Origin of the sequence: Roseobacter sp. HKCCA0882, assembly GCF_037805225.1 — a bacterium.
Taxonomy (GTDB): domain Bacteria; phylum Pseudomonadota; class Alphaproteobacteria; order Rhodobacterales; family Rhodobacteraceae; genus M30B80.
Map to the genome: position 1 here is coordinate 217,057 of NZ_JBBLYI010000002.1, position 21,566 is coordinate 238,622.

Here is a 21,566-nt window from a genome sequence, read left to right on the forward strand (position 1 = left end):
AGCGAGATTTGAATGGTCTGGCCTATTCTGGCGTCTCGGCCCAAGGGTTCGAGCAATTTGAAATCACGCTTTAGCCCGCATTTTTTGTGCAGCCCTTGCACCAAGAGCCAAGATTGACTATTTACGCGTTGAGAGGTTGGCGCGGACAGGCTCCTCGCCAACCCGGTCAGATCCGGAAGGAAGCAGCCGTAACGAGTCCCGCTTGGGTCGTTGTCCAGCCTCTCACCTTTCCCTTGAAAATAAGTGCCACCTGAACCCTTGCGGCGGTGCGTAAAAGCAACCAAGCTGTGGCTTGGGTTACGGAATTTCGGGGAATAGGCTGCAATGAATCGCTTTCGCTGCACCGATCTGGCGTTGGTCGAGGCGCTGCCCATGCGTTTTTACCCAAAGCTGCGCGCGGGCCATGTTTTGAACAATGCAAGCGCCAAGTTTGAACGTCACAGTCAGCATAATCCAAGAGGTCTGATGCCGCTTGGCGCCTATTCCTACAGCCATTCCGTTTTTATTGTGGGTTGGATTGGGCGATATTGCTCGATCAGCGAAAATGTCCGCGTAATGGGGGCCAGCCATCCGCATCATTGGGTGACAACCTCGCCTGTGCAATATCAACCCCGCAGGCGGCGGATGTTTGACCTGCCCCCCTTGCCTGACTCTTCCCGGTATGATGGCGCGGCGCGGCCTGTGCGTATCGGTCATGACGTTTGGATTGGCCAAGATGTGCTGCTGCGTGATGGTATATCCATCGGCAATGGCGCGGTGATTGCAGCGGGTTCTGTGGTGACGCGCGATGTGGCAGATTACATGATTGTTGGCGGCAACCCCGCCCGCGTCATCCGCCCCCGTTTTGCGCCTGAGATTGCAACACGGCTTCAATGCAGCGCGTGGTGGGAGATCACCCCCGAAGCATTATCTGACCTGACTTTTGACGATCCTTTGGCGTTTTTGGATGGGTTTGAGGCAAAACCCTCCTCACCTAAAATGCCCGATGAGCGGCGCACCATATGGGACTGGTCTGGGATCATACCGCCTGAGGCGTCATGACCTTAGCTGCCCCCACCATAAAGGCCATTCACAAGTGAAGCCCAAATAAAATTCCCCGCCATCGCGAAGAACAGGGCCACGCAAAAATAGAGGGTCAGCCCATGCACCAAATAGCGCATCCGCCCCAAGGCCCCTTGGCGCCATAACCAAGTGCCTGCGGCGGTTGCGGGCAAATGGATCAACACAAAGATCGACACCACCGATAACGGGATGGCCCGAAACCCACCCTCAACAAGAGCGGCCCATAGATGAACCAGCGCGACAAAGACGCTGGCCAGGATCAAAAACAGGAATATCAAAAGCCGTGATCTATCGCTCATCGCGTCCCCGCTTGCTTTGCGCGCAGGAAGCGGTTGCCGCGCCGCTCATCTGCGCCTAGTTTGCTAATAACCCTGCAGGCAGGGCGCCGTTCTGCCAAGCAAAAACCGTCAAGAGCCGTTGGAAAACCCTATGACCCAAACCACCGATCAAGCCTATCAGGTGCTTGCGCGCAAATATCGCCCCGCAAGTTTCGCCGATTTGATCGGGCAAGAGGCCATGGTGCGGACACTGAAAAACGCATTTGCCGCCGATCGCATCGCGCAAGCCTTCATTATGACGGGCATTCGCGGCACAGGGAAAACGACCACCGCACGAATTATTGCCAAAGGCCTAAACTGCATTGGCCCTGATGGTGCGGGCAAGCCCACGACTGAACCCTGCGGGCAATGCGAACATTGCACCTCTATCGCCGAAGGGCGCCATGTCGATGTCATGGAAATGGACGCGGCATCACGCACCGGCGTGAATGACATCCGCGAGATTATTGAAAGCGTCAATTATCGCTCTGCCAGCGCGCGCTATAAGATTTACATAATTGACGAGGTTCACATGCTGTCGACCAGCGCGTTCAACGCGCTGCTTAAGACATTGGAAGAACCGCCCGCCCATGTGAAATTCATCTTCGCGACCACAGAGATTCGCAAAGTGCCTGTCACCGTATTGTCGCGCTGCCAGCGGTTTGATCTGCGCCGCATCGAGCCTGAGGTGATGATCACGCATTTGCGCAAAATCTCGGATCTGGAAAAAGCCGAAATCACGGACGAAGCCTTGGCCCTGATCACGCGCGCGGCGGAAGGGTCTGTGCGCGATGCGCTCAGCCTTTTGGATCAGGCAATTTCCCATGGTGCAGGCGAAACCAGCGCGGAACAAGTGCGCGCGATGCTCGGCCTTGCAGATCGCGGGCGTGTCATGGATCTGTTTGAGATGATCATGCGCGGCGATGCCAAGGGTGCATTGGATGAATTGGCCACGCAATACGCCGATGGCGCTGACCCAATGGCAGTTTTGCGGGATTTGGCCGATATAACCCATTGGCTGTCGGTTGTGAAAATCTCGCCCGAAACCGCTGAAGACCCCTCTATTTCGCCTGATGAGCGCAGCCGCGGGGTGGCGCTATCGGGGGATTTGCAAATGCGCGCCTTGTCGCGGATGTGGCAGATGCTGCTGAAGTCGCTTGAGGAAGTGGCCTTTGCCCCCAATGCGATGATGGCCGCCGAAATGGCCGTGATCCGCCTGACCCATGTGGCCGAATTGCCAAGCCCCGATGATTTGATCCGTAAGCTGCAATCCACAACACCGCCCCCTGCCGCACCACCGCGCGGGCCAGCCCCCACACAAGGCGGATCGCATGGCGCACCCGCGCGAGGCTCAAGCCTTCCAAGCAGCACAGGCGGCACAAATGGCGCGCCGCAAGCGGCCCTTTCCGAGGCCCCAGAGGCCCTACTGGCCCGATACCCGACTTTTGAGCATGTGGTCGCATTGATCGAAGAGATGCGCGACATCAAATTGTTGGTTGAGGTTAAGACCACTTTGCGCTTGGCCTCCTATCGCGCGGGGCGCATTGAATTTGAACCTACTGACCGCGCGCCCGAAGATTTGGGGCCACGCCTTGGCCAACGCTTGACGCAATGGACAGGGACAAGATGGGTGGTCTCGGTCGTCTCCTCGGGCGGCGCACCCACCATCGAAGAACAGGCGAATGCGGAGCGTGCCGAGCTTGAAAAAGAGACCAAAGACCATCCGCTGATGCAGGCCGTCCTCTTGGCCTTTCCACACGCCCAAATTACAGATATTCGCAGTCACACCGATATTCAGGCCCATGCTGCGGTCGAGGCCTTGCCCGAGATCGAAGATGAATGGGATCCGTTCGAAGACGATTAACCACAAAGGATGATGGATATGCTCAAAGGCCTTGGCGGTCTTGGCGATATGACCAAGATGATGAAACAGGCACAAGAAATGCAGACCCGCATGGCGGAAATGCAAGAAAACCTGCACACAATCCGCGTCACAGGGGAAGCAGGTGCAGGCCTCGTGAAGGCCACAGCCAGCGCCAAGGGCGAATTGGTGGGTTTGGATATCGACCCCTCCATCTTTAATGGGGATGACAAGGAAGTGGTCGAAGATTTGATCTTGGCCGCCATCAAAGATGCGCAAGCAAAAGCCTCTGATCGCAGTCAGGAAGAATTGCAAAAAATCACTGCTGAGCTTGGCCTGCCAGCAGGCATGAAGCTGCCCTTCTGATTTCGATGAGCGAAGGCGCGCGCCAAATAGAGGAATTGATCGCGCTGATGGCGCGCTTGCCTGGTCTTGGGCCACGCTCGGCACGGCGTGCGGTTTTGCACCTGATCAAAAAACGCGCAGGCCTGATGACGCCCTTGGCGCAATCCTTGGCCGAAGTGGCCCGTGATGCGCGTGAATGCCTCTCTTGTGGCAATATCGGCACCGATGAGGTCTGCGCGATTTGCACCGACCCCAAGCGGGGCAATGGCCAAATCTGCGTGGTCGAGGACGTCGCCGATCTTTGGGCGATGGAACGCGGCCGCGCCTTTGGCGGGCGTTATCATGTCTTGGGTGGCACGCTATCGGCACTAGACGATATTGGCCCTGACGATCTGCGTATCCCGCGCCTTATTGAGCGGGTCGCAAGAGATGGAATTGAAGAAGTGATCCTTGCGCTGAATGCCACCGTTGATGGTCAAACCACCGCCCATTACATTGCGGGCGAACTCGCCCCAATGGCGCGCGAAGGACACGTGAAAATCACATCACTGGCGCAAGGTGTGCCCATCGGGGGCGAATTGGACTATCTTGACGATGGCACGATTTCCGCGGCCTTGAGCGCGCGGAAATCATTTTAACCTAAATCTCAAATATAAGCTGTCGTTTTACAGGTCAGGGCATATGCATGCCTAATGCGCATCCACGCGCCCCTCGACGCTATGCGCAATCCCCCACACGCATCAGGTCGAGGGAAGTGGGATCAGAGCCCGTCAATGCAGACATATTTGGTATCAAGATAATCTTCGACACCTTGGCTGCCGCCCTCTTTGCCAAGACCCGATTCCTTGACGCCGCCGAAGGGCGCCTCAACCGTGGTGATCATGCCAGAATTGATCCCGACCATGCCATATTGCAAATCCCGATCAAGGCGCATCGCGCGCGCTAAGTCAGAGGTGTAGGCATAAGCCGCAAGGCCAAAGCGGGTGTTATTGGCCATATCAACCCCGTCTTGATCTGTCTCAAATTTGAACACGGGCGCAACAGGGCCAAAGATTTCTTCCTGGGCAAATTCCATGTCGGCTTTGGCCCCTGTCAAAACCGTTGGCTGAAAGAATGTGCCGCCCAATTGATCCCGCATGCCGCCCGTGGCCACAGTGGCACCTTTGGCTTTGGCGTCTTCCACAAAGCCCTCGACCTTTTTCAACGCCGCTTGATTGATCAACGGCCCTTGGGTCACGCCCGCATCCATGCCATTTCCAAGTTTCAGCGCGCGGGTTTTCTCAACCAGTTTCGCCACGAATTCATCATGCACGCCTGCCTGCAAAAAAACACGATTGGCGCAAACGCAGGTCTGACCAGAATTGCGAAACTTAGAGGCCATAACCCCGTCAATCGCACGATCCAGATCAGCATCGTCAAAAACGATGAATGGGGCATTCCCCCCCAATTCCATTGAGACTTTCTTGACTGTATCAGCTGACTGGCGGATCAATAATTTGCCCACATTGGTCGAGCCCGTGAAGGTCACTTTGCGCAATTCAGGGCGCGCCATCATCGCACCACCAATGGCGGGCGCATCCCCCGTGACGATGTTAATCACCCCTTTGGGATAGCCCACGTCCTCGGCCAAAGCTGCCCAAGCCAAGCCTGAATATGGGGTTTCTTCCGAAGGCTTCGCGACAGCTGTGCAGCCAACCGCCAAAGCAGGCGCAAGTTTGCGGGCCAGCATCGAGGAGGGGAAATTCCAAGGCGTAATCATGCCCACAACACCCACAGGGTGCTTTGTTACCAAAATACGGCGACCATTGACGCCTGCAGGAACGATCTCGCCTTTCACACGGCGAGCCTCCTCTGCATACCACCGCAGATATTGCGCACCGATGGCAATTTCGCCCTTCGCTTCTGCCAAAGGTTTACCCATCTCGCGGGTCAACAATTCGGCCAAACTGTCTTGGTTATCCATCAACGCATCGTGCAATTTCCACAAAAGCGCCAAGCGCCCCATCAAGTCCATCGCCGCAAAAGCGGGAAAAGCTGCATGGGCTGCATCAATCGCGCGCATGGTTTCTGAGTGGCCAGATTTCGGAATTTGCCCAATCACCTCGCCCGTAGCGGGGTTTGTAACATCCAAGGTCGCACCATCATCTGCGCCCACCCATGCGCCTGCGATATAATTCGCCTCGCGCATCCAGTTTTTCCAATCTGCCATGCTCCTCGCTCCTTTCTTATTTAGGCTTGCGCCCCCATCTTGCGCGCCACATCCAACATGCGCGCAGAAAATCCCCATTCATTGTCATACCACCCAAAGACGCGCAGCATCCCGCCTTTGGAGCGTTTGATCTGATCCCCTTGCACGATCAACGACTCGGGGCGCGCCCGAAGATCAGTCGAGACAACAGGCGCCTCAGTATAGCCTAAGATTGGCCCTTCGGCTGCGCGCAGGACATCGCGCACCGCCTCAACCGATGGCCGCTGCTCGGTGATGACCGCCAAATCGATACAAGAGACACTTGCCGTTGGCACCCGAATTGCCGAGCCTGTGATCCGCCCCGCAAGATGGGGCAGCACAAGATCAATCAACTTTTCCGCACTGGTTGTTGTGGGCACCATCGACAAGGCAGCTGCGCGGGACCGCACCAAATCCCCCATCGGCATATCCACGGTGGGTTGGCTGCCCGTGTAACAATGCACTGTCGTCATCAAAGCCGTCTCAACCCCAAAGGCCTCATCGAGAACCCGTATCAGGGGGGCTGTGGCATTGGTGGTGCAAGATGCGTTCGACACAATGCGCGCATCGGGCAATAGGGCCGCATCATTCGCCCCCAAGACCAGCGTCACATCAGCATCAAGGGAGGGGCCAGAAATCAGCACCCGTGCGGCACCTGCGCGCAAACCTGCCTCAGCAATCCGCCGATCCATGGCGCGCCCCGTGCATTCCATCAGAATGTCCACCCCCGCAAGGGGCAGCGCCGCTAGATCAGGCTCGCAGGTAAAGGCAATCGGGCGCCCATCAATCACCAATGCGCCATCACCGCAGCTCACCTCGCCCGCGTAAGGGCCAAAGACGCTGTCATATTCGAACAGGTAAGCGCAGGTCTTTAGGGGGGCTATGTCGTTGATGGCGACAATCTCAACCTCGGGCCAACCGCCCTTAAGCCACGCGCGCAGCACGGTGCGCCCAATGCGACCAAAGCCGTTTATTGCCACACGAATGGGGGCGGTCATGATGCCGAATCTCCTGATTGCTGTGAGCGGGCGAGTGATGCATGCCCACCGCGAAGGTGCAAGCACGCATTAGCGGATTGGATCAAACAGCGCCTCACGCAAAGAACAATCGCGCCCCATATCGGCAGGGCAATCACGGGGCTCTAAATCGCGGGTCAGACAAATGCGCAGCTCTGCGATGCGACCTTCGCGGCAGGTGGTGACAACACCACTGTCACTGAGATCAGGGTTGGCTTCGCGGAGCGTGTCCTCCACCACTTCGGCTGGCAGGCGCACAGGTCGATTAAGTTGGGTCAAAACCGCTGGCACAGTCACCGCCGCATAAGCGCGGCGCGATAGGGCGAAGTAATCCTCAGCAGGCAGGCCAGAACAGACCCCATGCTTACGCCATTGGTGCCAGGCAAGGCCTGAGCTTCCCATGATATCAACCATGCCCGCCGTCAACGCATCACTTGGGCCGCGCGCGGGTGTTGAGCAATAACTGGGCCACCCCTCCTCATATTGTGGCCAAAGCCCGTGCAAGGTGAACCCATGGTGTGCGCCTGTCTCGCATTGCGCCGCCCCACGCTCATCCCCCTCAATCGCGCACCATGTCGAATTCCAACTGAGGGCTAAGACATAGAGGTCAAGCACGCCCGCCTGATCGGCCCGCGCAGAAAGTGCCGCACCACATAGCGCAAAGGCCAAAAGCCCCGCACGTATCAATCTGCACCCCATCTCGCGTTTCCCTCTTTCCTTGCGCCAATCGCTGCCTTATATAACGGGCAACTTCCCCGAAATCGAGGAATTGCGGCCCCCGCCGCAGCGTTGTTTCAGCGCCCGCCCGATTGCATCCGAAAAGGAGCTAAAAATGACAAAACCTATCATGGCAAAGGCCACCGCCGTTTGGTTGGTGGATAACACCACGCTCAGCTTTAAGCAGATCGGCGATTTCTGCGGGCTGCATGAATTGGAAGTGCAAGGGATTGCAGATGGTGACGTAGCCACAGGCGTCAAGGGTTTTGACCCGATTGCCAATAACCAACTCGACCAAGACGAGATTGAGCGTGGCGAGAAAGACCCTGCGCATAATCTAAAGCTGAAGCATAACCCCGCCGCACTGGGCGAGGAAAAGCGCCGTGGCCCACGCTACACGCCCCTGTCCAAGCGTCAGGATCGTCCTGCTTCAATCCTTTGGTTGGTCAAATTCCACCCAGAGCTGTCCGATGGCCAGATTGGCAAATTGGTTGGCACCACCAAACCAACCATCCAAGCGATCCGCGAACGCACCCATTGGAACATTTCCAACATTCAACCAATCGACCCTGTTGCGCTTGGTCTGTGCAAGCAGTCTGAATTGGATGCCGCCGTGCAATCAGCCAACGCGAAACGCGCCAAAGAAGGTCTGGTTATGACCGATGATGAGCGCCGTAAATTGGTCTCGACCGAACAAAGCCTTGTAGGTGATCCAGAGCCAAAAATGCCAAGCGCGATTTCGGGTCTTGAAACATTCAGCCTCTCAGGCAATTCGTCTGCCGCCGATGAGGACGAGGACGAAACCGAAAAGACCTATGATGCGGACAGCTTCTTTAACCTGCCAGATGATAAAGACAAAGACGACAAATAATCAGGCGTTATAAAGCCTGCCATCTGAAAACCGCGCGCCCCAAAGGTTGCGCGGTTTTTTAATGCAAAGGCACGCCAACAGGATCAAGCAAGCTGCGCCCACCATCCACGCAGAGAACTTGCCCTGTAACAAATCCCGCCCCATCCGAGGCAAAGAATTGGGCCGCACCCGCCACTTCGCGCGCTGAAGCAATGCGGCCAAGCGGTGTGTGGCTTTGGATGTCTTTGCGCTTCAATTCATCTTCTGCCAAACCCGCTTGAAGGCTCGCTGACATCACAGACCCAAAAGATACAGCATTCACACGAATACGATTTGGGGCGAGGGACAATGCCAAAGACCGCGTAGATTGCTCAAGCGCCGCTAACGACACCGAATAGCCCATCAAATCAGGATGGCTGCGCATCGCAGCGATGTTCGAGATATTCACAATCGCGCCGCGCGTCTCATCATCGCGGTCATCCCCTTCGGCTTGGGCAATCATCTTTTTTGCAACGGCTTGGCTCAGGCGAAGCGATGTAAACAGGTTTTGCTGCAACATTTGCTCAATGCTGGTATCGGCAGGATCAAACGGGTCCGTTGGTATGATCTGGCGGCACGCATTGACCAAAATATCGACCCGATCGAAGGCATCAATCGTGGCCGAGATCAAATTGGCCACTGTCAGCTTTTCGCTCAAATCTCCTGCAAAGGCGCGAATATTTGGCGCGCGCTCATCATCTGAGGCGCCACATTCATCAAAAAGCCGCTCTTCATCGCGATCTGTGAACACGACATTCGCGCCAAGGTCAGAAAAATGACGCGCGATCGCAAGGCCAATCCCATTGGCGGCCCCCGTCACAATCGCAGTTTTTCCTTGGATGGATAAAGACATTCCAAAACCCCTTTGCCGATCATCGCGCAGATCGCGCAGCTTTCGGTTTCCCAGCTTGATAGAGCTTGTAGCCCTGCATCTCGGCCAACATGCGACCCGTTGAAAAATTCGCCTTCAGCACCGATTCATAGGGCAGGTGGCGATTTGCGACCATCAAAAATTGTCCTGAAGGCTTAAGCAGGCGACTTGCCGCCGAAATAAAGGCCTGCCCCAAGGCAGGATCAGCCGCGCGTGATGTATGAAAAGGCGGATTGCACAAAATCGCATCATAAAGCGCGTCGGGCTTGAATGCTGTCGCATCAGCCCAGAAAAAACGCGCGCGCGGATCACCGACATTCTGGCGCGCGGCCTCAAGCGCCGCGTGATCGGCCTCAATCAAATCGAGGGTTTCAATGCTATCCTGTTCATCCAGAATATGCGCAGCGATATATCCCCAACCCGCCCCAAGATCAGCAACGCGTCCCTTAAGTTTAGGGGCCAGTGCAATCAAAATTTCCGATCCTTGATCTGGCCCGTCCGCAGAGAAGCTGCCAATTGGCACGATATGGCCATCTTCAGTTTTCGTGGCGCTGCCAACCCATTCCGCGCAGGTTTGGGGCAGGACATCTGGGCGCATGAACCAAATCAATTTGCCATGCGATTTTGAAAAAACTTCTACGCCGTCAAAGGTTGATTTTAGGGCCTTGAGGATCGATTCAATCCCGATGGTTTTCGCCCCATCCACCATCAAAATGCCACCCTTGCGCAATGCCATCAGGGATTTTGCGATCCGCGACAGGGTCAATTTTTTTGATTTATGGGCCGCAACCAAAGCCAGATCAAACGCATCCACCGCATCGGCTGGCAGATCAGGATGCACATCAATTCCACGGGCCACAACGCGGGCGTGATCGGGGTAAAACCCTTGCACAGCCAACAGACGGGCCTGTCCGAACACATCAAGTTGCATGTCGCCACTGGCACCATAAATCAAAACCGCCGAAAGAGGCGGCAAGCTGAGCGCGTTTTGCTCAAGCGCGGAAATCCATCTGTCTGGGGTCATAAGCGACGGCGGGACTGGGGATCAGTCCTCTTTCTCCATGGTGCATTGCAACGGATGCTGATTGCGGCGCGCGAATTCCATCACCTGCGCCACTTTCGTTTCGGCAATCTCATAAGAGAAGACACCCACAACGGCCACCCCTTTTTTATGCACAGTCAGCATAATCTCGACCGCCTGCGCATGAGAGATACCGAAGAAGCGCTCAAGAACGTGAACGACAAACTCCATTGGGGTATAGTCGTCATTCAAAAGCAGCACCTTATACATCGGGGGCCGCTGCGTTTTTGGTTTTGTTTTGGATATAACGGTGGTGTCGTTTTCCTCCACAGGAGGTTTCGCCATCATCGTCAAGCCATCGCGCCGCATATCTACTCCAAAACTGGCCATCTGGTCTAAAACTGGCGTGCTCATGGTGCCATTGTCCATGTGCCTTTATATAAGCCGCAAGGTGATTCAGAAAAGGGGCCACAAGGCAACTGCCTGAGGTCGTGCATAACCCAATGACAAAAATGCTGCAAATAATCGGTTTGGACGCGGATGATACGCTTTGGCAGAACGAGGAATTTTACCGCGTAACCCAAGCGCGCTTTGCAGAACTTTTGGCGGATTGCTGCGCCGAAGACGATTTGCACAACCGCCTCTTGGCGGCAGAACGGCGCAATATCGGCCATTACGGATTTGGCATTAAAGGGTTCATGCTCTCCATGATTGAAACCGCGATTGAAGTCACCGAAGGAAAAGTCAGCGGTGCAGTAATCGGGGAGATTTTGGCCGCAGGTCAGGACATGCTCCAACATCCCATCACCCTGCTGCCCCATGCCGACAGGGTGGTGCGCGATCTGTCGCAAAGCCACAAATTGGTGCTAATCACCAAGGGTGATCTTCTCGACCAAGAACGCAAGTTGGCGCAATCGGGTTTGGGCGAATATTTTCACGGCGTTGAAATTGTCAGCGACAAGAAACCTGAAATTTACACCCGCGCTTTCGCGCGGCATGGCGCAAGTGCCGATGTGGCATTGATGGCGGGTAATTCCATGAAATCAGACGTCATCCCCGCCCTTGAGGCAGGGGCCTTTGGGGTCTATGTGCCGTCAACCTATATCTGGGCGTTGGAGGAGGCAGACGCGCCTCAATCCCATGCACGCTATCACAGCCTACCCGATTTGGGTGGTCTGCCTGCGTTGGTCAAAATCTTGGAACAGGCTTAAGGCGCAACTTCGAGAACGATTTTTCCGATATGGGCAGACGCCTCCATATGGGTATGGGCAGCGGAGGCCTCGGTCAGATCAAAGCTGCTATCCATCACGGGCGCAATTTGGCCAGTTTCGAGCAGGGACCAAACATGGGTGCGCAACTCAGACGCAATCGCGGCTTTGGCGGCATCTGATTGGGGCCGTAAGGTCGACCCTGTCAACGTCAAGCGCCGCGTCATCATCTGTGTAAAGTTCAGCTCAACCTTCGCGCCCTGCAAAAAGGCGATTTGCACAAGTCGCCCATCATCCGCCAAAGCCCGAATATTGCGCGGCAGATATGGCCCGCCCACCATATCGAGGATGATATTCGCGCCACCTTCGGCGCGCATGATCTCAACGAAATCTTCCGTGCGGTAATTGATCGCCCGCTCCGCCCCCAAGGCTTCGCAGGCTCTGCATTTTTCATCTTGGCCTGCGGTCACAAAAACCCGCACCCCAAAAGCACGCGCCAGTTGAATGGCCGTTGTGCCAATTCCAGATGCGCCGCCATGCACCAACAACCGCTCACCCGCGCGCAAGGCGGCGCGTTGAAACAGATTTGACCACACGGTGAAAAACGTCTCACAAAGCGCAGCAGCAGCGCGCAGATCCATACCCGTTGGCACGGGCAAAGCGTGGGATTGATGGGTCAGCGCATAATCTGCATACCCCCCGCCCGGCAGAAGCGCGCAAACCTGATCCCCGATTTTCCACTCGGACACAGCCTCGCCCACCGCCACAACTGTGCCAGAGGCCTCAAGACCGGGGAGGTCAGAGGCCCCTTTGGGCGGATCATAGAGCCCCGCCCGTTGCAGCGCATCAGGTCTGTTTACCCCTGCATAGGCAATTTTGATCAAAATCTGTTCAGCCTCAGGACGGGGGCAAGGGCGACTGCACAGCGTCAATACGTCTGGCCCGCCCGCCTCGCTGATTTCAACCGCGCGCATGGTTTCAGGCAGGGTCATGTAGCTCTCCAGAACAGATTTCACTGTTGGTCTTTTGGACGAATATATCCTGGAAGGTCAATTCGTGCGACCCGCGCAGGGGGGCGAATCTTTCCAAGTAGCCAATTTGGCCCCGCCATAAGGGGCTTAAGCGCAGGGTTCTCATTGACAGATTTCTTTAGCTTTTCGATTTGCATCACATCATCGATGCGGCGATCCAAAAACGCCCATGTCGCAGCGTGATCTGGCGATTGATCCCCCAACCAGTAAAGCACAGTAGCCGAATACACCCCCGCCAATGTCGCACGCTTGGAATACCAATTGAAATCATTGGCGCGGTCCCCAAGCCCCTCCCAAATGCTGTCAGCGGTTTCCCAGATGGCTTTTGCGCCATCTGCGGCATGGATGGGCAGGGCAAACAAGGTGGTGCCGCGGCGCACGGCCTCTTTGTGGGCGGCGACCGCCTCAAGGCGCAGGCGCACCCCATAAGCCACGCGATCACGATAGCGCATTTCAGACAAGTCAGCATTGCGCAAGGCGCGCAGCAAATCTGCATCCCCCTGCCGATGAAAGGCCAAGGCCAAATCAACCGCTCCCCGAGGGAAAAGCGCGCGACCCGTTTCGGTGTCTACATCGCAATCGCTCAACGCAGCGCAAAGGGCCCCATCAGACCACCCATCAAACGGCACATGATCCAATGCTGCGGTGACAATGTGCGCTTTCAGCTCGGTCGTGGCTTGGCTTTCCATCGCATCACTCCATTTTTCTGCGTTGCTTTACAACTTAGCAGATTCTTGCTAGATGGCCACTTCCTGCAACTTTGAAACTCTAACTTAGAAAGGTGGTGACACCACATGCAGGTGAGTGTTCGCGACAACAATGTTGATCAAGCATTGCGCGCTCTGAAGAAGAAACTTCAGCGCGAGGGCGTTTTCCGTGAAATGAAGCTTAAGCAACATTTCGAAAAGCCTTCCGTCAAGAAAGCACGCGAGAAAGCGGAAGCAATCCGCCGCGCGCGCAAACTGGCGCGGAAAAAAGCGCAGCGTGAGGGTCTGCTCTAAGCAGAACCTTTGCAAACGCGAAGTTTTCTTCAAAAAAGATATCCCCCGTCCTTTTGGCACGGGGGTTTTCTTTTGCGCTATGCTCAGAGGGTGAAGGGGTCACCCTTCGTCATCATCATCCCAGATTTCATAGGTTCGGATGCCGTCATAGCGGGCCAAATTTTCTATGGTCTTTTCGGGAAACCACGTAACTGGCAAATCGGAAAATTGCGGCAATTCGCCAAGCAATTCCGAGATTGAGCGCGAACAATTTGCCTTGGGCACAAGGCCAATTTTCTGAATGCGCTGCGCCACGAATCGCGCCTGTTCTGGCGGCAAAAGAACCTCTTGCGCCACGACATGATGAGTCTCGCGCGCATGCCATTGCAAATAAAAGCCATAGAGCGTGGGATTCATTCCAAAGAGCACATCATTACGTTCGGGTGCGGCAGGGTGGAACCAACCGCCGGCAGGATCAAACAACAATCGCTGCGTTCCGTCATCGACAACAAGGGCACTATGCGCACCCGTGCCTGTTTCACTGCGCAGCATTGTCAAAAGCGTGATGCGCGTTGGCCCTGGCTCGCGATAGCTTGCTGTCGCAATGTCTTGATCACTGGCCCAAATCGATGGATTCGCGCAGCCCGTAAGGGCCAGCGCGAGACACAAAACTGTAAGAGACGAACGCCACCCCATCGGTGTTCGACTTCAAACTTAGCGGGCGAAAAGGGCCAAGAAGATCACAACAGCGATCGAAACAGCACCAACGCGCATGCTCCACGTCATGAAACCATCAAAGGTTTTCTCCTGCTCGCTGATATCCATCGAGCCGTGCTTATGTTCGTTCTTTGCCATGGTCGTCTCCATTGATCTGGTCGCTTTTACGACGCGCATACCGAATTTCATGCGCCCTGTCACGCGACACTGTGACACGATCTTTGTAAAAATCTCACAAGGTGACAAGGGAGATGGGCGGCACCCTCAACTGCGCAACTCCCAAACCCATGCACCGCGCGTGTCCATTTCACGGACAACTTCGCCCAGATGATAGAGATGGTTGAGATGGGCCACGGCCTCGACCATCGCTAGCCCATAAGTCGCCTCATCAATCTGGCGTTTGAACAAGGGGGCAAAGCAGTCAACCGCTGTGCGGGGTTCCGCGCGCAAATGTTCACGCAGCCGGGCAAGCGCACCGTGATGATTGTCCGATAATTGCGCCAATCGTGCAGGCAATCCATGATAGGGCAGCTTGTGACCTGGCAAAACAAGATGATCTTCGTGCGCCATGGTTTCAAACCTTGCGCAGCTTTCTAGCCATTCGGCCACAGGATCTGCCATCGGTTCTGTAGGATAAACCCCAAGATTGGGCGATATCGATGGCAAAAGCTGATCCCCCGCCAAAACAAGCGGCGCATCTTGGCACCATAAGGTGGCATGATCTGGTGCGTGACCTTGGCCCAAATGCACGACCCAGTCACGCCCGCCAAGACGATGCACCGCCCCTTCCTCCAAACGCGTAAAGCCCAAGGGTAAAGGATAAACTGTGTCACAGAAATTAAAGGGGCGGTTATCAAGGCGCTTGCTCAAAAGCGCTTCATCCATGCCCGCCCCACGCCAAAAAGACACCGCTTCTGGGCTCGGTGTTGGCTCCTCGCCCAAGGTCAGCATCCTTGCCGTCAGCCATGCGGTGCGGGTCATCAATAATTCCGCGCCTTGTGCTATAAACCAACCAGCAAGCCCGACATGATCGGGGTGGTGATGGGTGACAACCACCCGCAAGATAGGATCACCGCGCAGATCATCTTTTATAATCGCGGCCCATTCACGGCGATTGAGTTTTGTATCAAGCCCTGTGTCGATCACCGTCCAGCCATTTGGTTCGCGCAAGGCATAGACATTCACATGATCCAAGCCCAAGGGCATGGATAACCGAATCCACAGGATGCCATCCGCTATTTCCCGCGCAGTGCCTTTTGCAGGTGGGGTCTCGTGTGGATAGTGGATCATGTTACACCTTTTTGCAGCGCGGCTTGGCTTCACAGCACGCCCAAGCTATATCGGGCCGCGCAAACACCACAGCCGTCCTAGGCGATGAACCCCAATGTCACAAGTGCCACCCACCCAAGACCGCCCCGCATGTTTGTCCCCTGATGAGCAGGGGATCGCGCGTGCTTGTGGCTTGCTAGAACAAGGGGAATTGGTCGCGCTGCCCACGGAAACTGTCTACGGGCTTGGCGCAGATGCACGCAATGACCAAGCCTGTGCCAAAATCTTTGAGGCAAAAGGGCGGCCTACATTCAACCCGCTGATCGTGCATGTGGCTGACCTCGCACAGGTCGCGCAAATTGCAGACGTGACCGATACCGCACGGATCTTGGCAGATCGGTTTTGGCCCGGCCCTTTGACCTTGGTCTTGCGCCTGCGCCCTGATCACGGGCTATCCCCCTTGGTCAGTGCAGGTCTGCCGACTGTGGCAATTCGCATTCCAAACCACCCTGTGGCCCAAAATATCTTGCGCCGCTTTGGTGGCCCAATTGCTGCACCCTCTGCCAATAGATCAGGGCGTTTGTCCCCCACATCGGCCGAACATGTGGCGCGATCGTTGGGCAATCGCATCGCGGCGATCGTAGATGGTGGGCCCTGCCCCGTAGGCCTTGAGTCAAGCATCGTGGACGCAAGTCAGAAGCCCGCAAAACTCCTGCGCGAGGGTGGCATTGCGCGCGAAGAGATCAGCGCGCTGACTGGGGCGCTTGTGTCTGACCTCACACCTGGACGCGTAGCTGCACCTGGTCAGATGAGCAGCCATTACGCCCCCAATGCACCGCTGCGCATCAATCAGGATCTCAGCGACCCAACACGATTACGCATTGCCTTTGGCCCGATGGGGGATGCAGATTTCACCCTCTCGGAAAAGGGCGACTTGCGGGAGGCGGCTGCGGCACTGTTTTCAATCCTGCACCACGCCGATGCGGAACTGGCTTTGCGCGGCAAAACTGGGATTGATGTCGCGCCTGTCCCACAAAAGGGATTGGGCCTTGCAATAAATGATCGGCTGATGCGGGCTGCCGCCCCGCGCGATTAAGCGCGCCCTGCCTGCGCAGACAACAAAATCGGATCAATGCCCAATTTTGCAAGCGCAGCTTCCCATTTGCGCGGCATATCCACGTTGAAAACCAGATCTGGCGCGGCCTCGCAAATCAGCCACGCATTCTGCGCAATCTCACTTTCCAACTGGCCCCGACCCCAGCCCGCATAGCCCAAGGCGACAATGGCCTGATCTGGGCCTTCGCCTTGCGCAATATCGTCTAGGATATCAAGGGTGGCGGTCATGGCAAATGTGTCATCCACCTCTAGGCGTCCCGCATGACCTGCGTCACCTTGCGCATAAGAGGTTTCATGCAGAACAAATCCACGCCCCTGTTCAACGGGGCCACCAAAGCAGATTGGTAAATCAGGCAAAGATCCTGAGCCATTGGCAATGCCCAATTGCTCAAACATCTCAGACAAGGTTAATTCGGCCAAAGGTTTGTTAATGATCAACCCCATGGCCTGCTCGTCATCATGCGCGCAGAGGAACACCACCGCATGCGCAAAAAGCGGATCCCCCATTCCAGGCATAGCGACCAAGAGTTTGCCTGTTAAAGTCTCGATCGCGCTGTCGATATTTTCAATTTCATTCATATGTCCAAAATGCGCGGAGCCTGTCGCAAGGGCAAGGGGCGACCGCGCGGAATTTGCCGCATCTTCGCCGAAACGTGACTTTTCATTCATGGCGTCTGCCGCTAACCACTTAGGCTATGATGAATGAAACCATCCCATCCAATGCCGCCGCGCGCGCCCTCACTTTGGGCGCTTTTGCGTTTTGCATGGCCTGCGGGATCACGGGCGCCGCGTCAGGCCAAACTGTTGCCTTGAACGGTGATGATGTCGTCACGGCACGGTTTCTGTCTGGATGGCGTATGGAAAATGGCCATCACATGGCCGCCGTAGAAATCAGCCTAGCCCAAGGGTGGAAAACCTATTGGCGCAGCCCTGGGGATGGGGGCCTCGCACCTGAATTTCGGATCGAAAGAAACGCTCAGATTGCAGCGGCTTGGATGCATTTCCCCCGCCCCGAAGTTATCTTCACGGCGGGCACGCCCAATATTGGGTATCATGATCACGTGGTCTTTCCGATTGAGCTTGCAATGCCCCGCGGCCTTGGCCCCATGCCCCTATCGGCAGAGTTGAGCATTGGCGTTTGTGACGAAATTTGCATGCCAATCAGCCTTGAGCTTGAGGGTATTTTACCAGATAGCGGGGCCCGTGATCCGATGATCCTGCAGGCGTTGGCAGATCAACCCACCCCCGCCGCAGAAGCTGGCGTTGGCCCTGCCCGATGTGCAATCAGGCCAATTTCAGATGGGTTGCAAGTGTCGGTAGAGGTCACCGCCCCCGATTTAGGGTCGCCTGAAACGATGATGTTAGAACTGCCCCTCCCAGATGTCTGGATGTCGCCGCCCACCTTTCAGCGCAATGGGGGGCAGATCACCGCAACTGCGGATTTGGTGCCCCCGCAAGGCCTGCCCTTTTCAATGGAGCGCTCAGACCTGCGCATCACACTTGTCGGCTCTCATCGCGCGATCGAGATTGAGGGCTGCGTGGCGCGTTAGGTCTTGCGATTTTGATAGGCGACCCCTGCGGCAAGCCCCAAAACCAAGATCAGCACGCCAAGGCTAAAGACAAGGAACGCAGTCAGGGCACTCGCGGGTAGGAGTGCGGCCCCCCATCCCCAAGCCCCGCCCGTCAAGATTGGGCCGCCCATGACCAAACCCCACCAGAGAACCACCCCCAAAGAGGCAAGCCAAAGCGTGGCGCCTGCTTGACCAATCCGCTCGCGATGGCCCAAGCCGCGGCGCAAGCTGCGCACATGCTTTCCAATATCAGCTTGTATTGCCAAAACCGCTGGCACCAAGAGCAAGACGACAAACATCCCAAAGCCCAAACCATAAACCAACGTAATCACAGTGGGTTTGAGGAACTGCGCCTGTGACGATGTTTCAAACAACAAGGGCGCAAGACCCAGAACCGTGGTCAGGGTGGTCAAAAGAATGGGTCGCAAACGATCACAGGCAGCATCAACCACGGCAGGGATCAGCCCACGATCTTTTGCATATTCATCCACAGTTGAAACCAAAACAATCGAGTCATTGATGATGATACCCGTCATCCCGATCAGACCCACAACCGTAAACATCGACAAAGGCACATCCCAATGCCAATGGCCAAATATCGTCCCCGTCAGGCCAAACGGGATCACGCACAGCACGACAAGCGGGCGCAGCCAGCTTGCAAAAATCCAGGCCAAAACGATGTAAATGCCAACCATACAGGCCAAGAACCCCGCAAGGGCATCGTCCAAGAAAGCGCGTTCCTGCTCGGCCAAGCCCGAAAGGGTCGTGGTCACCCCAAATTGCGCCTCAATATTTGGCAAGATTTGATCACGCAATTGCGCCATGATTTCCTCAGCGCGGGCAGGGTCATCTTCGGATAAGTCCCCCGTCACTGACACCACGCGCTGTCCGTTTTCGCGGCGGATTGTGGAAAAGCCCGTTCGCGTCTCAACCGAAACAATATCGGCCAAGGGCACATAGCTGCCGCCATCCGCCCGCAACAACATGCGATCCAGAAAATCGGCGGTTAACTCGCCTTGCGGCAATTCCACCCGCACCGTGGCCGTGCGCAACCCATCGGGAAAGCTTGCCGCTTCAACCCCACCCAAGCGATTGCGCAATATCCGCCCCAAAGCCTCAATTTCAAATCCCAAGGCCTCTCCGCGCGGGGTTAGAGATAGACTTAACTCTTGCCGATCATAGGGCAGATCATCGGCCAAACCTGACACCTCGCCAAAGGGCAAAAGCGCGGTTTTGACGGCCTCTGCTGCAGCCTTGAGAATCTCGGTTTCCGCGCCTGTGATTTGAACATCAATCGCATCGCCACCTGGCCCGCCGCGCCATCCGCGAAAGCTGATCTCTTCCACCATCGGATTTTGCTGCACTTCATTTTGTAAATCCGCGACAAAAGCAAAGGAGGAATAAGGGCGCAGGTCAGGGTCAATCAACTCGATAGAAATTGACCCTAAAAGATCGCTGTCTTTCCCATTGGCAGATGCAAGACTGCCGCCCGTATTCCCGCCAATTTCAGCTAAGATATACGAGGTTGGGTTGCGGCCATGCTCAGCCTCATACCGGCTTGCAACGGCCTCAACCGCGCGTTGCATTTCAGCCAACATGGCAAGGCTATCGTCACGCCCTGCCCCGTCAAGCATGGCAAAATTCCCCGAAACGGAGCTCAGCTCAGGCGCATTGAAAAAGCGCCACGTGACATCACCGCGCAAGAAACTGGCGGCTTGGGTGGCCAAAAGCAGCAACATCACGGCCACAACAGGATAGCGCGCTTTAACGGCAAAATCGATGAAGGGGCGGAAATAGCGCCCGCGCAGCCTCTCGAACCAGCGGTTCACAAAACGTGAGGGGCGATCATACCAAGCATCCTTCGCATTCGCCGCCAAAGCATGCGCCATATGGTTGGGAAGGATTAGGAAACATTCCACCAAACTGGCCGTCAGCACCACGATGACAGTAAAGGGAATATCAGCGATCAAATCCCCAAACCTGCCGCCAATGGCCGCAAGTCCCGCAAATGCCAGAACAGTGGTGAGGGTCGCGGCAAAAACAGGCGCTGCCATGCGCCGCGCGGCAGTTTCGGCGGCAGTGATAGGGTCTTCCCCAAGGGCGCGATGGCGGTAGTCGGCATGTTCGCCCACCACAATCGCATCATCCACAACAATCCCCAAAGTGATGATCAAAGCAAAAAGCGAAATCATATTCAGGGTGATCCCAACGGCATACATCAGCGCAATTGCGGCCAACATCGCCACGGGGATGCCCGCTGCCACCCAAAAAGCGGTGCGGGCATTGAGAAACAAAAACAACAAGCCAAGAACCAACGCCAAACCTGTCGCGCCATTGGACAACAGAATTTCTAAACGCCCCGAAATAAACTCTGCGCGCGTGCGGATCAGATCAATCTGCACATCTTGCGGCAGGGTCGCCTCCATTTGCGTGGCGATGTCTTCGACTGTTGCCTGTATGGAAATCGCATCACCCTTATCAGAGCGATCCACCCGCACCGTCATTGCTGGGTTGCCACCCACGAAGTACGCACTTTCGCGGTCAACCGCCAATTCCATCACCCGCGCCACATCTCCAATCGAGACTGTGCGCCCGTTCGGGTCACGAATAAGGGCAATTGCCGCGATCTCCTCCGCGCTACGCTTGGCTGATCCTGCCCGCACCCGTGCATTGGCCCCATCAACCGCCCCTGCGGGCGCGGTATCGACTTCGGCCGCAATGGCAGCTGCAATATCAGCCATCGTGAGATCATATTGAATCAACCGCACCGTTGGCACTTCGATCAAAATCTGCGGGGCAGCGACCCCGCGAATGGTTGTGCGTGTCACCCCCTGATCAAAGAGGCGCGCCACGAATTCATCTGCGAACCGACCCAGTTGGGCGGGTGCCACGGGCCCCGTAATCACCACATCGGTCACGCGATCACGCCATGTGCCGCGCCGCACCTCTGGCGTATCGGCATCTTGGGGCAGGTCGGTGACACTATCGACTGCCTGCTGCACATCATCTGCTGCGCGGGCCATGTCCCAGCTGGGCTCAAATTCCAAACGAATATTGGCCACCCCTTCACGCGCGGTGGCCTCGGATGCGACAACACCATCAACCGCCAAAAGAACAGGTTCCACGACGCCCACAATAGCGGCATCTACATCCTCAGCCCCTGCCCCATCCCATCGGGTCGAGATGTCGATATCATCCACCACAACATCGGGAAAAAACTGCGCACGCATATTGGGCAGGGCAAACAAGCCTGCCACGATCAATGCAACCAAAACCAAATTGGCCGCCGTGCGGTGACGCGTGAAGTAAGACAATATGCCCGAGGCCTGTGGCGGAAGGCTACGCATG

At 56.1% G+C, this 21,566-nt stretch carries 23 protein-coding genes and 1 other RNA gene; 10 read left to right on the forward strand and 14 right to left on the reverse strand.

Going from position 1 to position 21,566, the window contains the following annotated elements:
* Positions 1–129 precede the first annotated feature (129 nt).
* Together ffs and AAC622_RS09285 are read left to right on the forward strand one after the other, a co-directional pair.
* Positions 130–228: signal recognition particle sRNA small type (ffs, locus tag AAC622_RS09280), an RNA gene on the forward strand.
* A 96-nt stretch (positions 229–324) separates the two neighbouring features.
* A complete protein-coding gene (locus AAC622_RS09285) occupies positions 325–1,041 on the forward strand; it encodes a CatB-related O-acetyltransferase (RefSeq protein ID WP_340261901.1) in 717 nt (238 codons plus the stop codon).
* A 2-nt stretch (positions 1,042–1,043) separates the two neighbouring features.
* Here AAC622_RS09285 and AAC622_RS09290 read toward each other — a convergent pair whose 3' ends face one another.
* The gene (locus AAC622_RS09290; RefSeq protein ID WP_340261902.1) at positions 1,044–1,361 is read right to left on the reverse strand and encodes a hypothetical protein; all 318 of its coding nucleotides are present in this window, start codon (positions 1,359–1,361) and stop codon (positions 1,044–1,046) included.
* 130 nt (positions 1,362–1,491) lie between these two features.
* Here AAC622_RS09290 and AAC622_RS09295 point away from each other — a divergent pair, with 130 nt between their 5' ends.
* Genes AAC622_RS09295 through recR form a run of 3 tightly spaced genes read left to right on the forward strand, consistent with a single transcriptional unit; the run spans position 1,492 to position 4,223 of the window.
* The gene (locus AAC622_RS09295; RefSeq protein WP_445322622.1) at positions 1,492–3,243 is read left to right on the forward strand and encodes a DNA polymerase III subunit gamma/tau; all 1,752 of its coding nucleotides are present in this window, start codon (positions 1,492–1,494) and stop codon (positions 3,241–3,243) included.
* Positions 3,244–3,261: 18 nt separating this feature from the next.
* Positions 3,262–3,606 (forward strand): YbaB/EbfC family nucleoid-associated protein, encoded by a 345-nt coding sequence (locus tag AAC622_RS09300; RefSeq protein ID WP_317656544.1) that lies wholly within the window; start codon positions 3,262–3,264, stop codon positions 3,604–3,606.
* 5 nt (positions 3,607–3,611) lie between these two features.
* Positions 3,612–4,223: a recombination mediator RecR gene (gene recR, locus AAC622_RS09305; protein WP_340252709.1), complete on the forward strand. Its 612-nt coding sequence runs from the start codon at positions 3,612–3,614 to the stop codon at positions 4,221–4,223.
* A 122-nt stretch (positions 4,224–4,345) separates the two neighbouring features.
* On the opposite strand, the gene AAC622_RS09310 is transcribed toward recR, so the two are convergent.
* The 3 genes from AAC622_RS09310 to AAC622_RS09320 all read right to left on the reverse strand — a co-directional run bounded on the left by AAC622_RS09310 (position 4,346) and on the right by AAC622_RS09320 (position 7,527).
* Positions 4,346–5,794: an NAD-dependent succinate-semialdehyde dehydrogenase gene (locus tag AAC622_RS09310; RefSeq protein ID WP_340261904.1), complete on the reverse strand. Its 1,449-nt coding sequence runs from the start codon at positions 5,792–5,794 to the stop codon at positions 4,346–4,348.
* Between the two features lie 20 nt (positions 5,795–5,814).
* Positions 5,815–6,810, reverse strand: coding sequence for a type I glyceraldehyde-3-phosphate dehydrogenase (locus AAC622_RS09315; protein WP_340261906.1), 996 nt, complete (start codon positions 6,808–6,810; stop codon positions 5,815–5,817).
* A 69-nt stretch (positions 6,811–6,879) separates the two neighbouring features.
* Positions 6,880–7,527: a ribonuclease T2 gene (locus tag AAC622_RS09320; RefSeq protein ID WP_340261908.1), complete on the reverse strand. Its 648-nt coding sequence runs from the start codon at positions 7,525–7,527 to the stop codon at positions 6,880–6,882.
* A 133-nt stretch (positions 7,528–7,660) separates the two neighbouring features.
* On the opposite strand from AAC622_RS09320, the gene AAC622_RS09325 reads away from it, so the two are divergent.
* Positions 7,661–8,416 (forward strand): DUF1013 domain-containing protein, encoded by a 756-nt coding sequence (locus tag AAC622_RS09325; RefSeq protein ID WP_340261910.1) that lies wholly within the window; start codon positions 7,661–7,663, stop codon positions 8,414–8,416.
* Between the two features lie 58 nt (positions 8,417–8,474).
* Here the strand turns inward: AAC622_RS09325 and AAC622_RS09330 are convergent, their stop codons facing one another.
* From AAC622_RS09330 to clpS, 3 genes are read right to left on the reverse strand one after another with little or no spacing between them, the layout of a single operon-like run.
* On the reverse strand, positions 8,475–9,287 hold the full coding sequence (locus tag AAC622_RS09330) for an SDR family NAD(P)-dependent oxidoreductase (protein ID WP_317656550.1): 813 nt from the start codon (positions 9,285–9,287) through the stop codon (positions 8,475–8,477).
* Between the two features lie 19 nt (positions 9,288–9,306).
* Entirely contained in the window at positions 9,307–10,329 is a 1,023-nt protein-coding gene (locus AAC622_RS09335; RefSeq protein WP_340261912.1) for a class I SAM-dependent methyltransferase, read from the reverse strand.
* Between the two features lie 21 nt (positions 10,330–10,350).
* Positions 10,351–10,671, reverse strand: coding sequence for an ATP-dependent Clp protease adapter ClpS (clpS, locus tag AAC622_RS09340; RefSeq protein WP_340256334.1), 321 nt, complete (start codon positions 10,669–10,671; stop codon positions 10,351–10,353).
* 158 nt (positions 10,672–10,829) lie between these two features.
* Between clpS and AAC622_RS09345 the strand changes: the two genes are divergently transcribed.
* Positions 10,830–11,537 (forward strand): HAD family hydrolase, encoded by a 708-nt coding sequence (locus AAC622_RS09345; RefSeq protein WP_340261913.1) that lies wholly within the window; start codon positions 10,830–10,832, stop codon positions 11,535–11,537.
* Here AAC622_RS09345 and AAC622_RS09350 read toward each other — a convergent pair.
* The gene (locus AAC622_RS09350; RefSeq protein ID WP_340263019.1) at positions 11,534–12,520 is read right to left on the reverse strand and encodes an NAD(P)H-quinone oxidoreductase; all 987 of its coding nucleotides are present in this window, start codon (positions 12,518–12,520) and stop codon (positions 11,534–11,536) included. The two genes, AAC622_RS09345 and AAC622_RS09350, sit on opposite strands and share 4 nt — an antisense overlap.
* Before the next feature lie 26 nt (positions 12,521–12,546).
* A complete protein-coding gene (locus tag AAC622_RS09355) occupies positions 12,547–13,254 on the reverse strand; it encodes a COQ9 family protein (RefSeq protein ID WP_340261916.1) in 708 nt (235 codons plus the stop codon).
* A gap of 105 nt (positions 13,255–13,359) precedes the next feature.
* Here AAC622_RS09355 and rpsU point away from each other — a divergent pair, with 105 nt between their 5' ends.
* Positions 13,360–13,566, forward strand: a complete 207-nt coding sequence (rpsU, locus tag AAC622_RS09360; RefSeq protein WP_009806335.1) for a 30S ribosomal protein S21 — start codon at positions 13,360–13,362, stop codon at positions 13,564–13,566.
* 99 nt (positions 13,567–13,665) lie between these two features.
* On the opposite strand, the gene AAC622_RS09365 is transcribed toward rpsU, so the two are convergent.
* From AAC622_RS09365 to AAC622_RS09375, 3 genes are all read right to left on the reverse strand, one after another.
* A complete protein-coding gene (locus AAC622_RS09365; RefSeq protein WP_340261918.1) occupies positions 13,666–14,241 on the reverse strand; it encodes a hypothetical protein in 576 nt (191 codons plus the stop codon).
* A gap of 18 nt (positions 14,242–14,259) precedes the next feature.
* Positions 14,260–14,400, reverse strand: coding sequence for an aa3-type cytochrome c oxidase subunit IV (locus AAC622_RS09370; RefSeq protein ID WP_340244868.1), 141 nt, complete (start codon positions 14,398–14,400; stop codon positions 14,260–14,262).
* Positions 14,401–14,526: 126 nt separating this feature from the next.
* Positions 14,527–15,552, reverse strand: coding sequence for an MBL fold metallo-hydrolase (locus AAC622_RS09375; protein ID WP_340261920.1), 1,026 nt, complete (start codon positions 15,550–15,552; stop codon positions 14,527–14,529).
* Positions 15,553–15,646: 94 nt separating this feature from the next.
* Between AAC622_RS09375 and AAC622_RS09380 the strand changes: the two genes are divergently transcribed.
* On the forward strand, positions 15,647–16,627 hold the full coding sequence (locus tag AAC622_RS09380; RefSeq protein WP_340261922.1) for an L-threonylcarbamoyladenylate synthase: 981 nt from the start codon (positions 15,647–15,649) through the stop codon (positions 16,625–16,627).
* Here AAC622_RS09380 and AAC622_RS09385 read toward each other — a convergent pair.
* Positions 16,624–17,226: a YqgE/AlgH family protein gene (locus tag AAC622_RS09385; protein WP_340263021.1), complete on the reverse strand. Its 603-nt coding sequence runs from the start codon at positions 17,224–17,226 to the stop codon at positions 16,624–16,626. The two genes, AAC622_RS09380 and AAC622_RS09385, sit on opposite strands and share 4 nt — an antisense overlap.
* Before the next feature lie 116 nt (positions 17,227–17,342).
* Here AAC622_RS09385 and AAC622_RS09390 point away from each other — a divergent pair, with 116 nt between their 5' ends.
* Complete coding sequence (locus AAC622_RS09390; protein ID WP_340261924.1) at positions 17,343–18,197, forward strand: protein-disulfide reductase DsbD domain-containing protein; 855 nt, start codon at positions 17,343–17,345, stop codon at positions 18,195–18,197.
* On the opposite strand, the gene AAC622_RS09395 is transcribed toward AAC622_RS09390, so the two are convergent.
* The gene (locus AAC622_RS09395; RefSeq protein WP_340261926.1) at positions 18,194–21,565 is read right to left on the reverse strand and encodes an efflux RND transporter permease subunit; all 3,372 of its coding nucleotides are present in this window, start codon (positions 21,563–21,565) and stop codon (positions 18,194–18,196) included. The genes AAC622_RS09390 and AAC622_RS09395 overlap by 4 nt on opposite strands.
* Position 21,566: the final 1 nt, after the last annotated feature.